The 14,054-nt window shown below is 67.6% G+C and carries 14 protein-coding genes and 2 pseudogenes; 14 read left to right on the top strand and 2 right to left on the bottom strand.

Features of this window, described 5'->3' with window-relative positions; genetic code table 11:
- The first annotated feature begins 1 nt into the window (after position 1).
- The 5 genes from AK36_RS06455 (at position 2) to AK36_RS06435 (ending at position 3,578) form a co-directional block, all read left to right on the top strand.
- On the top strand, positions 2-742 hold the full coding sequence (locus AK36_RS06455) for a methyl-accepting chemotaxis protein (protein WP_080938650.1): 741 nt from the start codon (positions 2-4) through the stop codon (positions 740-742).
- Positions 739-1,323: a hypothetical protein gene (locus AK36_RS06450; RefSeq protein ID WP_011881930.1), complete on the top strand. Its 585-nt coding sequence runs from the start codon at positions 739-741 to the stop codon at positions 1,321-1,323. Before AK36_RS06455 ends, AK36_RS06450 begins: the two co-directional genes overlap by 4 nt.
- A gap of 22 nt (positions 1,324-1,345) precedes the next feature.
- The gene (locus AK36_RS06445; protein ID WP_014725114.1) at positions 1,346-2,305 is read left to right on the top strand and encodes a chemotaxis protein CheX; all 960 of its coding nucleotides are present in this window, start codon (positions 1,346-1,348) and stop codon (positions 2,303-2,305) included.
- 38 nt (positions 2,306-2,343) lie between these two features.
- On the top strand, positions 2,344-2,709 hold the full coding sequence (locus AK36_RS06440) for a response regulator (protein WP_006765703.1): 366 nt from the start codon (positions 2,344-2,346) through the stop codon (positions 2,707-2,709).
- A 74-nt stretch (positions 2,710-2,783) separates the two neighbouring features.
- Positions 2,784-3,578 (top strand): enoyl-CoA hydratase, encoded by a 795-nt coding sequence (locus AK36_RS06435; protein ID WP_106919395.1) that lies wholly within the window; start codon positions 2,784-2,786, stop codon positions 3,576-3,578.
- 153 nt (positions 3,579-3,731) lie between these two features.
- Here AK36_RS06435 and alr read toward each other — a convergent pair whose 3' ends face one another.
- Entirely contained in the window at positions 3,732-4,853 is a 1,122-nt protein-coding gene (gene alr, locus AK36_RS06430) for an alanine racemase (protein WP_034193817.1), read from the bottom strand.
- Positions 4,854-5,158: 305 nt separating this feature from the next.
- Here alr and AK36_RS06425 point away from each other — a divergent pair, with 305 nt between their 5' ends.
- From AK36_RS06425 to AK36_RS06385, 9 genes and pseudogenes are all read left to right on the top strand, one after another.
- Positions 5,159-5,530 carry an MAPEG family protein gene (locus tag AK36_RS06425; RefSeq protein WP_011881935.1) on the top strand — a complete coding sequence of 124 codons (372 nt, stop codon included), beginning with the start codon at positions 5,159-5,161 and terminating at the stop codon, positions 5,528-5,530.
- 646 nt (positions 5,531-6,176) lie between these two features.
- Positions 6,177-6,902 (top strand): glutamine ABC transporter substrate-binding protein GlnH, encoded by a 726-nt coding sequence (gene glnH / locus AK36_RS06420; protein WP_045578126.1) that lies wholly within the window; start codon positions 6,177-6,179, stop codon positions 6,900-6,902.
- A 9-nt stretch (positions 6,903-6,911) separates the two neighbouring features.
- Positions 6,912-7,409 carry an ABC transporter permease subunit gene (locus AK36_RS06415; protein WP_014725108.1) on the top strand — a complete coding sequence of 166 codons (498 nt, stop codon included), beginning with the start codon at positions 6,912-6,914 and terminating at the stop codon, positions 7,407-7,409.
- A gap of 42 nt (positions 7,410-7,451) precedes the next feature.
- Positions 7,452-7,943: pseudogene (locus tag AK36_RS06410) on the top strand (ATP-binding cassette domain-containing protein); the annotation flags it as partial.
- A pseudogene (locus tag AK36_RS06405) lies at positions 7,936-8,232 on the top strand (peptidase C45); the annotation flags it as partial. The pseudogenes AK36_RS06410 and AK36_RS06405, both read left to right, overlap by 8 nt.
- 15 nt (positions 8,233-8,247) lie before the next feature.
- Positions 8,248-9,582, top strand: a complete 1,335-nt coding sequence (locus AK36_RS06400) for an aspartate aminotransferase family protein (RefSeq protein WP_045578124.1) — start codon at positions 8,248-8,250, stop codon at positions 9,580-9,582.
- A gap of 25 nt (positions 9,583-9,607) precedes the next feature.
- On the top strand, positions 9,608-10,162 hold the full coding sequence (locus tag AK36_RS06395; protein ID WP_011881940.1) for a carboxymuconolactone decarboxylase family protein: 555 nt from the start codon (positions 9,608-9,610) through the stop codon (positions 10,160-10,162).
- Between the two features lie 209 nt (positions 10,163-10,371).
- Positions 10,372-11,271: a lipid A hydroxylase LpxO gene (lpxO, locus tag AK36_RS06390; protein ID WP_045578123.1), complete on the top strand. Its 900-nt coding sequence runs from the start codon at positions 10,372-10,374 to the stop codon at positions 11,269-11,271.
- Between the two features lie 167 nt (positions 11,272-11,438).
- Complete coding sequence (locus tag AK36_RS06385; protein ID WP_045578122.1) at positions 11,439-12,254, top strand: hypothetical protein; 816 nt, start codon at positions 11,439-11,441, stop codon at positions 12,252-12,254.
- A 113-nt stretch (positions 12,255-12,367) separates the two neighbouring features.
- Here AK36_RS06385 and ahpF read toward each other — a convergent pair whose 3' ends face one another.
- Positions 12,368-13,966, bottom strand: coding sequence for an alkyl hydroperoxide reductase subunit F (gene ahpF / locus AK36_RS06380; protein ID WP_045578121.1), 1,599 nt, complete (start codon positions 13,964-13,966; stop codon positions 12,368-12,370).
- Between the last annotated feature and the right edge of the window lie 88 nt (positions 13,967-14,054).

Here is a 14,054-nt window from a genome sequence, read left to right as displayed (position 1 = left end):
CGTGCAGGCGTGGATGATTCCGGTCGGCGCCGCTCTGAGCGGCGGCGTGGCGGCCGCGGCGATCGCCTTCATCGTCGCGCGGGTGTTGCGCGCGCGTTCCGCAGCCGCGATCGCGAGCGAAACGCACGCATTGCGCGACGCGCTGAACGCCGCCGACGCGCGTGCCGACGCGGCCGTCGCCGCGCATGCGCAGGCGGCGCTGGCCTGGACGCAGCGGGAAGCGGAGCTCGAACAGGCGCTGGCGCGCGAGACGGCCGGCGCCGACGAGCGGCGCGACGCGCTGCAGGCGCTCGCGGCCGAGCGCGCGGCGCTGTCGCAGCACGCGACGAAGCTCGCCGACGAAGCCGCGCGGCTGCGCGGGCTGGCCGGCACGTTCGAGCGCTGGCACGAGCAGATGATCTCGCTCACCACGCAGAACCAGGACATGCGCGCGAAGAACCAGGAGCTGTCGGCGATCGTCGCGCACGTGTCGATCGTGTCGTTGAACGCGTCGATCGAAGCGGCGCGCGCCGGCGCGGCCGGGCGCGGCTTCTCGATCGTCGCGAGCGAGGTGCGCGGGCTGGCGGCGCGCTCGCAGCAATTGTCGAACAGCTATCGCGACAGCCTGAACCGCAACGACCTCGTGACGGCCGCGACGTTCCAGGACATCCAGGCCGGCGGCAAGATGATCACCGCCGCGCTGGCAACCGTCGAGACGCTCGCGGCGCAACTGCACGCGCGGCTCGAAGGAGCGGCGGCGTGATCAGTGCGCAGGCGCGTGCCGGCTTCGAGCGGATCTTCTTCGATGCGGCGCGCACGCGGCTCGCGGGCGGCGGCCCATGCGAGATCCGGCCGGTCGCGCACGATGCCGGGCGCGCACCGGACGATCCGTCGCGCACCCAGCGGCGCGCCAAGCCCGATGCGCGCGAGCAGGTCGTCGTGCTGACGATCTCGGCCTTGCATTTCCGTCTGCTGCTCGCGCTGCGCTTTCGCGACGATGCGCCGACGCAACGTCATTTCGCCGCGACGACGCCCGGAGCGAGCACGCAGCGGCCGCTGGCCGAAGCGTTCATGGAAGTCGCGAACCTGTGCTGCGGCGCGATCAACCAGGCGCTCACCGCGCCATTTCCCGATCTCGGGATGTCGACGCCTTATCTGCTGAGCGGCGAGAGCGTCGATTACCTGGCCGCGCTGCATCCCGCTCACACGGCCGCGTACGACGTGACGCTCGACGGCGACGTGCGGATCGGCGCGACGCTCTGCGTGTGCGCGAACGCGCCGGTGGATTTCCACGTGCCGGAAGCGGCTGCGGTGGACACGGGCGGCGAGCTCGAACTGTTTTGACCGAATCCGAGGATTATCCGAGATGACCGTGGACCAACCCGTCAGCAAGGTGCTCGTGCTGGACGACAGCCGCGCGCATGCCGCGACGATCAAGCGCTTTTGCGACGAGCACAACCTCGTGGGCCTGACCGTGCGCCGCAACCGCCTGTTGCAGGTGCTGCGCTCGAACATCGATCTCGGCGCGATCCTGCTCGCCGAAGACTACGGCGGCTCGCCGGCCGAGAGCGCGATCGTCGCGACGCAGATCGACGCGCTGCGCCCCGAGTTGCCGATCATCCTGCGCCGCGCGGCGGATGCGTCGCGCGACGGGCTGCCCGATGCGCTCGCGCGCGTCGCGTGCGCGGCCTACGTCGCCGATGACCTGACGCCGCTCAAGCGCGCCGTCGACGAATACCTGTTCGGCCGCGATTACCCGAACGCGCTCGTGCGCGGCATCGCGGAGATCACCGAGGCGCGCCTCGACGGCCTGTTTCCGGGGATGGCGATCGAATGCGACACGCCGTGCATCGTGCGCGACCAGATCATCTTCGGCGAAGTGTTCAGCCTGATCGCGCTCGAAAGCGCGTGGTGCCGCGGCTACATGCTGCTGCAGACGAGCGAGCAGCCGCTGCTCGACATGATCGGCGGCACGCGCGACGACGGCCGCGCACCCGATTTTCGCGACGTCAACAGCGTGCTCGGCGAATTGACGAATCTCGTGTGGGGCGCGTTCAAGGACCGCTATCTCGGCGACGCCGACGCGCTCGCGCGCCATCCGGTGCAGGTGCCGCTCGTCGTCAATCACAAGCAGAAGTTCATCTCGTTCGGCGGCGACTGCCCGCAGCTGTGCTTCAAGTATCGCGTGACGGACCGCGCGTCGGGCCGCGCGGTGCAGCTCGATCAGCGCTTCGTATTCAGCTTGAGCTGGTCGCCGGAGGATTTCCGCGAAACGGTGCACGACGTCGGGCCGATGGTCGAGTCGGGCGAGCTCGAACTGTTTTGAACATTGAAGTCGGCAACGACGCAAAAGGGGAAGAAAGCATGGCAAAGATTCTGGTGGTCGACGATTCGGGCACGGTGCGCGACGAAGTCGCGGGCTTCCTGCGCAATCACGGGCTCGACGTCGCGACGGCGGTGGACGGCAAGGACGGGCTCGCGAAGCTCAAGGCGACGCCCGGCGTGCGCCTCGTGATCAGCGACGTCAACATGCCGAACATGGACGGCCTGACGATGGTCGAGAAAATCCGCGGCGAACTGGCGAACACGTCGGTCAACGTCGTGATGCTGACGACCGAAAGCAGCCCGGCGATGAAGGAGCGCGGCAAGGCGGCCGGCGTGAAGGGCTGGATCGTCAAGCCGTTCAAGGGCGACGCGGTGCTCGACGCGCTGAAGAAACTCGCGGGCTGACCGCGCGGCGTGGGCTTCCCCGTTGGACTATATTGATGCGTGATCGCATCGACATCATTTCAACCGGGGACGTCATGGATACGAATTCCGCTTCGGCAGCACCCATCCTGTTGCACGACGTGCGTGACGGCGTCGTCACGCTGCGGCTGAACCGTCCGCAGCAGTTCAACGCGTTGTCCGAGGAACTGCTCGCGAGCCTGCAGGCGGCATTCGATTCGATCGCCGCCGACCCGCAGGCGCGCTGCGTGGTGCTCGCCGCCGAAGGCCGCGCATTCTGCGCGGGCCACGACCTGCGGCAGATGCGCGGCAAGCCGGAACTCGATTACTACCGTGCGCTGTTCGCGCAATGCAGCCGCGTGATGCTCGCGATGCGCGCGTTGCCGGTGCCGGTGATCGCGCGCGTGCAGGGGATCGCGACGGCGGCCGGCTGCCAGCTGGTTGCCGCATGCGATCTCGCGATCGCGGCCGATACCGCGCGTTTCGCGGTGTCGGGGATCAACGTCGGGCTGTTCTGTTCGACGCCGGCCGTCGCGCTGAGCCGCAACGTGGGCGCCAAGCGCGCGTTCGACATGCTGGTCACCGGCCGCTTCGTCGATGCGGCGACGGCCGCCGCGTGGGGGCTCGTCAACGAGGCCGTGCCGGAGGATGCGCTCGACGCTGCCGTCGCGCGCAAGGTCGCGGAGATCGTCGCGAAGAGCCCGGCGGCGGTGCGCTACGGCAAGCAGATGTTCTACCGGCAGCGCGAGCTGCCGCTCGACGATGCATACGCGTATGCGGGCGACGTGATGGCCCGCAACATGATGGAAGAAGATGCGGGCGAGGGAATCGACGCGTTCCTGGAGAAGCGCGAGCCGATCTGGCGTTCGTAGCGGGCAGGGGAGCGGCGCGGTGCGGGGCCAGCGTTGCCTTCGCCGATGCGCGGCGCCTCTACGCGGCGGCTGCGCGCACGCGCCGCGTGCAATGCGGCCCGCAACCGTATGCGGCGCGCTGACGGCACCTGCAACGCGCCGCCGCCGCGCTCGTCAACGTCCGTAGCTGCCGGTGCGCAGCGCCGGCTCCGCTGCCGACGCGCCGGGCGGCACGACCACCACCGGCACGCGGCGTGCGAGTGCGCACATCAGCTCGTAGCCGATCGTGCCGCTCGCTTCCGCGACGTCGTCCACCTTCACCTGATCGCCCCACAGCTCGACGCTCGAGCCGATGCCGGCGTTCGGGCACGGCGTCAGATCGACGGTCAGCATGTCCATCGATACGCGGCCGATCACGCGCGTCATCACGCCGTCGACGGCGATCGGCGTGCCGGTCGGGGCGTGGCGCGGATAGCCGTCCGCATAGCCGCATGCGACGACGCCGATCCGCATCGGCTGCTCGGCCGTGAAGCGGCGGCCGTAGCCGACCGTTTCCTGCGGCGCGAGCGTTTGTACGCCGATGATCTTGCTGGTGAGCGTCATCGCCGCCATCAGCGGCGTATCGGCGATGTGCCGCGACGCGCCGGTCGGCGATGCGCCGTACAGGATCGTGCCGGGCCGCACCCAGTCGCGATGCGCCTGCGGATGCCACAGCACGGCGGCCGAATTCGACGTCGAACGCTCGCCCGGGATCCCGGCCGTGGCTGCATCGAACTGGTCGAGCTGCCAGGCGACTTCGCCTTCGTCGGCGTTCGCGAAGTGCATCATCAGCGTGATGTTGCCGATCGACGGTGCAGCCGCCGCGCGTTCCCACGCGGCGCGGAACAGGTGCGGACGGTAGCCGAGCCGGTTCATCCCCGAGTTCATCTTCAGCTGGATGTCGATCGGTCGTTGCGGCTGCGCGGCGATCAGCAGATCGAGCTGCTCGTCGCAGTGCACGGCTACCGTGAGCCGGTGGCGGTCGGCGAGTTCGACGTCGACCGGCTCGAAGATCCCTTCGAGCAGCAGCACCGGCTTGTCCCAGCCGAGCTCGCGCACGCGCACGGCTTCGTCGAGATCGAGCAGCGCGATGCCGTCGGCGGCCGCGAGGCCCGGATAGATCCGCTCGATCCCGTGACCATATGCATTGGCCTTGATCACGGCCCACACGCGTGAGTGCGCGGCGGTGCGGCGGATGAAGTCGAGGTTGTGGCGGACGGCGTCGGGACGGATATGGGCGACGATGGGACGGGGCATGGTCGGTTCGGATCGAAGGTCGTTCGGCGCGCGCACGACGGTGCAGCGCGGGGTCGGCAGGGTGGCGTGGCGACGTGCCAAGCCAGTTTCGATCGCTATCTTATGTATGTTGGGCCAGTTTTAATTAACGTATTTAGCGTCGATTTGGTGGAATATTCGATCTCGCGGGCGGGTCGTCGCGACTTCGCGCAGCCGGCCTTGCCGAGTCCGCCGTCTAGAAAACCGGTGCGCGAACGGGGTGTCGCGATGCTAAGCTCTGCGAGACCGTGTCATTGATCGATGTAATCATAAAGGAGGAGACTTTGATGACGACGTCCCAGCTGTGCCTGTTCATCGTGGCGCTGTTGCCGTTCCCCATGACGTTTCTCGCGAAGGCCCGCAAGGGCTACGACAACCATGCGCCGCGCGCGTATCTCGCGCGGCTCGAAGGCTGGCGCGCGCGGGCGCAGGCCGCGCACCAGAACGCGTGGGAAGCGCTCGCGCTGTTTACGGCCGGGCTCGTCGTCGCGTGGCACAACGGCGCGAATGCGCATCACGTCGACCAGCTGGCGATCGCGTTCGTCGCGATCCGCATCGTGTATGCGCTGATGTACGTGCTGGACTGGGCGGCGCTGCGCTCGCTCGTGTGGTTCGCCGGGATGGCCTGCGTCGTCGCGCTGTTCTTCGCCGCGCCGTGACGACGATGAGGTAACGAGCCGGCGATGCCCGCGCCGCTGCGTGCGTGGGCTCGCCCGGCGCCGCCCGCGCCGCGCGCGTGAACGTCGTGGGATGCGTTCGATGCGGGCGCAACGGTCATCGCACGCTTGAACGGCGGCGCGCCGGCTTTGCGGCGCAGGAACGCGGTCGACGGCGACCGGCGCGCGCCGGCCCAGCGTGAGAGGGGACGCTTCGCACCAAGCATCCGGCCCCGCTGCCCGCGGCAGCGTCCCTCGCTCGCTCCTTCCGCGGGATGCGCAGTCGTCAGTCCATTCCCGGATCGCCACGGCAACACACGAGTTCGCCGCAACGGCGCTCGCCCACATCGCCTCGTCGGCACTGTCGCACTTCCACGCTCCGCAACGGCGCGCCATTGACACCGACCGACCGGTCGCTCCCGCCCCGCATCTCTGACGCCCCCTTTCCCCCGATCAAACCCGCTTGCACCGTCTCGGGTTTGTCTCGATACATTTTTCCGTTGCGCACTTTTTTGTTGTCGTAGTATCCACGTTGACAACACATGTTGAACTAATGTCTAATTAAACATCGCATGTTGCGGTGCGGCTTGATGTCGTCGTTCCCCGCCCAGCCGGCCGGTTACCTCGCTCAACCATGCGAAGAAAAGTCATGAGTCGCCGTTCCTTCCTGAAAGCTGCCGCGCTCGGCGCCAGCATCGCCCGCGCGGACACCAAGACGCTCGTCGTCGGGACCGATACGTCGTTCATGCCGTTCGAGTTCAAGCAGGGCGACAAGTACGTCGGCTTCGATCTCGACCTGTGGGCCGAGATCGCGAAGGACCCGGGCTGGAAGTACACGATCCAGCCGATGGATTTCGCGGGCCTGATTCCGGCGCTGCAGACGCAGAACATCGACGTCGCGCTGTCGGGGATGACCATCAAGGAGGAGCGCAAGAAGGCGATCGACTTCTCCGCGCCGTACTACGACAGCGGGCTCGCGGCGATGGTGCAGACCGGCAATACGTCGATCAAGTCGATCGACGACCTGAACGGCAAGGTGATCGCCGCGAAAACGGGCACCGCGACGATCGACTGGATCAAGGCACACCTGAAGCCGAAGGAAATCCGCCAGTTCCCGAACATCGACCAGGCGTACCTCGCGCTCGAGGCAGGCCGCGTCGACGCGGCGATGCGCGACACGCCGAACGTGCCGTTCTTCGTGAACAACGAAGGCAAGGGCAAGGTGAAGGTCGCGGGCCAGCCCGTCAGCGGCGACCAGTACGGGATCGGCTTCCCGAAGGTCAACGCGTCGCCCGTGAAGATCAAGGCCGACGGCCGCTACGCGCTGATCTACAAGAAGTGGTTCGGCGCCGAGCCGCCGAAGATGTGGGCGTGACGCCACACGATGGCGCGGCCGGGCGGCCGCGCCGGTCTTGAATCGAACGGGGAGCGACACGTGAATTTCGATTGGTCGGCGATCTGGGCAGCGCTGCCGGACCTGATGGACGGGGTCCGGTTGACGGTGTTCATCGCACTGGTGGGGCTGGTGGGCGGTTTCGTCGTCGGGATGATTGCGAGCATGTTCCGCGCATACGGACCGAAGGCGATGAACATGCTCGCCCAGATTGATATTGAACTGATCCGCGGCACGCCGATCGTCGTACAGGTGATGTTCCTGTACTTCGCGTTGCCGCTGCTCGCGCATATCCGCATCGACGGCCTGACGGCCGCGATCACGGTGAATTCGGGCGCGTATCTCGCGGAAGTGGTGCGAGGCGCGCTGCTGTCGATCCCGAAGGGGTTGACCGAAGCGGGGCTCGCGGTGGCCGTCATCTATCTGATACTGACCGGTGCGATGACGCTGGCGCTTCGGCTCGTCGAAAAGCGGATGAAAATCTTATGAGCAGAATTCCAGAACGTGTCGAAGAGCTTCGGCCACGTGCCGATGCTGAAGAACATCGACCTGAAGATCGACGCGGGCGAGGTGGTCGTCGTGGTCGGCCCGTCGGGCTCCGGCAAGTCGACGATGCTGCGCTGTATCAACGCGCTCGAGAAGATCACCGGCGGCGAGCTGCTGGTCGACGGCCAGAGCGTGCGCGGCAACGCGACGACGATCCGCGACATCCGGCTCGAAGGCGGCATGGTGTTCCAGCGGTTCAACCTGTTTCCGCAAATGACCGCGCTCGAGAACGTGATGTTCGGGCCGATCCAGGTGCGCGGCGCATCGCGCGCGAATCACTATCCGTCGGAGCTGTCGGGCGGCCAGCAGCAGCGCGTCGCGATCGCGCGGGCGCTGGCGATCCGGCCGCGGCAGCGGCTGATGCGGTTCGACGAGCCGACGTCAGTGCTCGATCCGGAATTGCGCCATGAAGTGCTGAAGGCGATGCAGGATCTCGCGACCGAAGGGATGACGATGATCGTCGTCACGCACGAGATCGTCCGGCGACCGTCGGCGGCGCGTCGATGCGCTGCTGCCGGGCATCGACGTGCCTGACGAAGCCGCGCTGCTGCGTGCGCTCGGCGACCGCGCACCGGAAGGGCTGCCGATCTATCGCGACGATCCGGCCGACCCGGACGACCCGGACGACCCGGACGACGAAAACACGCTGGCGACCGCGGTGTTCGAGATCCGCGACACCGCGATCGACTTCACGATCCATCAACACGGCACGCAGCGCTTCGCGACGCGCATCGTGCCGTCCGGGCACGCGCCCCGCGCGTCCTGATCCATGAGGCAACGCATGACGACCGTTTTTCATCGCGCTCCGCGCGCCACCTTGCCCGTCGCCGTCGCAGGCGACGGCATCGAGATCATCGATTCGACCGGCAAACGCTATATCGACGCCTGCGGCGGCGCGGCCGTATCGTGTCTCGGCCACAGCAACCAGCGCGTGATCGACGCGATCAAGCGGCAGGTGCAGCAGCTGCCGTACGCGCATACGTCGTTCTTCACGACCGACGTGGCCGAGGAGCTGGCCGACCGGCTCGTCGAGGCCGCACCGGCAGGGCTCGAGCACGTGTATTTCGTGTCGGGCGGCTCCGAGGCGATCGAGGCCGCGCTGAAGCTCGCGCGCCAGTATTTCGTCGAGAAGGGCGAGCCGCAGCGCCGCCACTTCATCGCGCGCCGCCAGAGCTATCACGGCAACACGCTCGGCGCGCTCGCGATCGGCGGCAACGCATGGCGGCGCGAGCCGTTCCTGCCGCTGTTGATCGAAGCGCATCACGTGAGCCCGTGCTATGCGTATCGCGACCAGGCGGCGGGCGAGACCGACGAAGCGTATGCGCAGCGCCTCGCCGACGAGCTCGAGCAGAAGATCGTCGCACTTGGCGCGGAGAACGTCGCGGCGTTCGTTGCCGAAACGGTGGTCGGCGCGACCGCCGGCGCGGTGCCGCCGGTACGTACGTACCTGAAGAAGATTCGCGCGGTCTGCGACAAGTACGGCGTGCTGCTGATCCTCGACGAAATCATGTCGGGGATGGGGCGCACCGGCTACCTGTTCGCGTGCGACGATGACGATGTCGCGCCCGACCTGCTGACGATCGCGAAAGGGCTCGGCGCGGGCTACCAGCCGATCGGTGCGACGCTGGTGAGCGATCGCATCTATCGGACGATCGTCGACGGCTCCGGCTTCTTCCAGCACGGTCACACGTATCTCGGCCATGCCACCGCGTGCGCGGCCGCGCTCGAAGTGCAGCGCGTGATTGCCGACGAGAAGCTGCTCGACAACGTGAAGGCGCGCGGCGAGCAACTGCGCGCGTCGCTGCGCGAGCACTACGCTGCGCATCCGCACGTCGGCGACGTGCGCGGGCGCGGGCTGTTCGTCGGCGTCGAGCTGGTGCGCGATCGAGACAGCAAGGCGCCGTTCGATCCCAAGCTGAAGCTGCATGCGGCGGTCAAGCGCGAGGCGATGCAGCGCGGGCTGATGGTGTATCCGATGGGCGGTACGATCGATGGCGTGCACGGCGATCACATTCTCGTCGCGCCGCCGTTCATCTGCACCGCGCAGCAGATCGACACGATCGTCGAACGGCTGTCCGGCGCGATCGGTGCGGCGCTCGCGTCGGCCGGCGCGTGAATCCCGAACCCCTGGAGAGGTTGCGATGACAGACAGATTGCCTCCGTTCGATCCGGCATCGGCGAGCGACGAGCAGAAGGCCGTGCTGGCCGAAATCCTCGGCGGCCCGCGCGGCAACCTGAACGGCCCGTTCGTCGGCTGGATCGCGAGCCCCGAGCTGGCGCAGCATGCGCAGCGGCTCGGCGCGTTCTGCCGCTATCGCACCGGCTTGCCGCTGCGGCTGTCGGAGCTGGCGATCCTCGTGACCGCCGCGCGCTGGCGCTCGCAAGCCGAGTGGCACATCCATCATCCGATCGCGCTCGAAGCCGGCGTGCCGGCCGCAACGGCCGACGCAATCCGGCGCGGCGTGAAGCCGGCGTTCGAATCGGACGACGATGCGCTGATCCATGCGTTCGCGACCGAGCTCTACGACACGCAGCGCGTGAGCGACGCGACGTTCGCGCGCGCACGCGCGCGCTTCGGCCACGAGACGGTCGTCAATCTGGTCGCGCTGCTCGGCTATTACGCGCTGGTCGCGATGACGCTCAACACGTTCGGTATGCGCGCAGACGGACAAACTGATTTGCCGTTTTCGGAATAATTGCCGCGTGCGCAGGTGCGGCCGGCATCGCGCGCATGCGTTGCGATGGCGCCGAAAAGCCCGTCGGCACGGGCTTTTCGGCGATGTGAGAGCGGGCGGCCGGCATCGTGGTCGCGCGTGGATTGCGCGCGTCGTTTCGCGTGCGCTTCAGTGCATGAATTTTTCCCCTTCCCTAAAATTTCTGCAAAGAACTTACGGGGGAAATATCGATGCGCTGGGTCCTGTTGATCGTGTTCATTGCGTGTGTGGTCCACACGCATCGGCGCGGCAAGGTTCGGCATCGGTTGTTCAGGCAACTATCCGATCACTCGACCTTCACCGCGCCGCTGAACTGCTTTTCGTATGCGTTCTCGTCGGTGCCGACCACGCCGTTCATCGAGATCGGCCACTTTCCTGAACTCGCGGTGCTGCAGCGCGAATGGCGCACCTTCCGCGACGAAGCGCTCGCGCTGCGCGATTCGAGCCGGATCAAGGCGTCGGCCGAGTACAACGACATCGGCTTCAATTCGTTCTTTCGCAACGGCTGGAAACGCTTCTACCTGAAGTGGTACGACGCGCCGCATCCGTCCGCGCAGGCGTTGTGTCCGCGCACGGTCGAGATCCTGTCGCGGATTCCGTCGATCAAGGCCGCGATGTTCGCGCAGTTGCCGCCGGGCGGGAAGCTCGGCCTGCATCGCGATCCGTATGCGGGGTCGCTGCGCTACCACCTCGGGCTCGACACGCCGAACGACGCGGCGTGCCGGATCGTCGTCGACGGCGAGTCGTATGCATGGCGCGACGGCGAGGCCGTGATGTTCGACGAAACCTATCTGCATTGGGCCGAGAACCGCACCGAGCACGATCGCGTGATCCTGTTCTGCGACATCGACCGGCCGATGAAATACCGCTGGGCGCAGCGCGTCAACGACGCGTTCGGGCAGCTGCTGATGCGCGCGGCGGCGTCGCCGAACGAAACCGGCGACCGCACCGGCGGCCTCAATCACGCGTTCAAGTATCTGTATGCGATTCGGCGCCTGGGCAAGCGGCTGAAGGCGTGGAACCGGACCGTGTACTACATCGTGAAGTGGGCGCTGTTCGGCGGGATCGCGGTCGCGATATTCTGGGTCTGATCGCATGACGGGCGGCAGCGGGGCGGTTCGGGCGGGCTGACGATCGCGGAGCCGCGCTGCATGGTGGGCCGGCTGCGCGTCAATGCAACCAAATGTATTCGCACGGGATCGCGCGCCGACGCGCGGGTATCATGGCTTGTTCACGTCGACACGATCGGTGAGCAAGCATGACGAGTACCCGAAAGACATTGTGGATCGCCGGTGGGCTGCTGGTCGCGGCCGCGGGCGCCGGCTACGTAATGCTGCTGCGTGCGGACCACCGCGCGATCGCAGAGGCCGGCATCGGCGACGCAGCCGCACCGGCTGCTACGGCCCCAGCCGACGGCCGCACCTCGCAGGGCGCGATCGCGCCGCCCCCGCCCGATGCCGCTCCTTCCGCGCATGTAGATGAGGCACTGCCGCAACAAGCGGCCGCACGTGACCGTTCGGTGCCGGCGTCTGCGGCGGTCGCGCAAGTTGCGCCGGCCGCGCCCGTCGCTGCCGTGCCGGCGCCGAAGCCGGCTGCACCGCCGCCCGCCGTCCACGTGGTCGCGGTCGAGCCGGCCGATTCGACTCCGACGAATGCGAAACCCGCGCAGTTGCCACAGGCAGCGCCGCAGACGATTCAACCGGCTCAGCCGACTCGCGCAGCGCAACCCGCTGCACCGGTTGACGCCGCGCAAGCGCCTCGGTCCGGCAAGCAACCGAGCCAGCCGAGCCGCCATGCCGCACGCACCCGCGACGGCCTCGAGCGCCACGCGGCAACGGCGCAGCCGGCGCAGCGCGCCGAAACACCTGAAACCGCCGCGCTGGTGCGCGAGTCCGCCAAGCTCGATCCGTCGTTGCCGCCGCCGCAATACGTGGCGACGCCGGGCCTCGCGCAACCGCATGCGGCCGCCGGCTCGAACCCGGTTGCCGCCGCGATGACCGAGCAGTTGGTGCGGCAATCGAGCACCATCAGGACGACGCCCGCGTCGACGAACGGCGCGCCTGTCGCCCCGTGACGAGCGGCAGCGCGCTCGCGCGGCGCGACGCCGGATAAAAAAGGGCCCCGCACGCCGACCAGAGCATGCGGGGCCAAGAGAGACGAATCGGTGCGCGCGTCGCGCGTTACGCGTTACGCGGCGAGTGCTTCGGCGGGCTGCGGCGCGGCGGTCGTGACCGGCGTCGCGTCCTGCCGGATCAGGTGATCGAACGCGCCGAGCGATGCCTTCGCACCTTCGCCGACCGCGATCACGATCTGCTTGAACGGAACCGTCGTCACGTCGCCGGCGGCGAACACGCCGGGCACCGACGTCGCCCCGCGGGCATCGACGACGATCTCGCCGTGCTTCGACAGCTCGACCGTCCCTTTCAGCCATTCGGTGTTCGGCACGAGGCCGATCTGCACGAACACGCCTTCGAGCGCGATACGTTTCGTTTCGCCCGACTGCAGATCCTTGTAGACGAGCGCGTTCAGCTTGTTGCCGTCGCCGGTCAGCTCGGTCGTCTGCGCTTGCGTGACGATCGTGACGTTCGGCAGGCTGCGCAGCTTGCGTTGCAGCACCTCGTCGGCGCGCAGTTGTGCGCCGTATTCGAGCAGCGTGACTTCCTTCACGATGCCGGCGAGGTCGATCGCCGCCTCGACGCCGGAGTTGCCGCCGCCGACCACCGCGACACGCTTGCCCTTGAACAGCGGGCCGTCGCAGTGCGGGCAGTAGGCGACGCCGCGGTTGCGGTACTCGCGCTCGCCCGGCACGTTGATTTCGCGCCAGCGCGCACCGGTCGCGAGAACGATCGTCTTCGCCTTCAGCACCGCGCCGTTCGCGAGGCGGATCTGATGCACGTCGCCGGGGATCAGCGCCTCGGCGCGCTGCACGTCCATGATGTCGACGTCGTACTGCTTCACGTGCTGCTCGAGCGCGGCCGCGAACTTCGGCCCTTCGGTTTCCTGCACCGACACGAAGTTTTCGATGGCCATCGTGTCGAGCACCTGGCCGCCGAAGCGCTCGGCGACGACGCCCGTCGCGATGCCCTTGCGCGCCGAGTAGATCGCCGCGGCCGCGCCGGCCGGGCCGCCGCCGACGACCAGCGTGTCGAACACCGGCTTGTTTTCGAGCGACTTGGCGGCGCGTGCGCTCGCGCCGGTGTCGAGCTTCGCGAGGATTTCCTTCACGCTGCTGCGGCCCTGGCCGAACGTTGCGCCGTTCAGGAACATCGTCGGGACGGCCATGATCTGGCGCGCGTCGACTTCATCCTGGAACAGCGCGCCGTCGATCGCGACGTGGCGGATGCGCGGGTTGATCAGTGCCATCACGTTCAGCGCCTGCACGACTTCCGGGCAGTTCTGGCATGACAGCGAGAAATACGTTTCGAACGCGAAGTCGCCGTCGAGCGCGCGAATCTGTTCGATCACGTCGTCGTCGAGCTTGATCGGATGGCCGCCGGTCTGCAGCAGCGCGAGGACGAGCGACGTGAATTCGTGGCCCATCGGAATGCCGGCGAAGCGGATGCCGGCCGGCTTGCCGGGTTCGCCGATCGAGAACGACGGCTTGCGCTCGGCATCGTCGCGGCGCTCGATGACGGTCACGCGCGACGTCAGCGACGCAATCTCGTTCAGCAGCGCAAGCAGTTCCCGAGATTTCGCACCGTCGTCGAGCGAGGCGACGAGTTCGATCGGGCGGGTGATCTTTTCGAGGTACGCTTTCAGTTGATTCTTGAGATTGGCGTCGAGCATGGCGTTCTGAATTCCGTATTGATGTGGCTGCTCGGGCACGGGGTGCCGGAGGAGGGCGGGCGGCGAGGGCCGGCCCGCGGTGGCGTGG

It is taken from the genome of Burkholderia vietnamiensis LMG 10929 (assembly GCF_000959445.1).
In the GTDB taxonomy this organism is placed as follows: Bacteria; Pseudomonadota; Gammaproteobacteria; order Burkholderiales; family Burkholderiaceae; genus Burkholderia; species Burkholderia vietnamiensis.
Note: the sequence above shows the minus strand (reverse complement) of the source record. Positions and strands in the feature narration are given on the sequence as shown.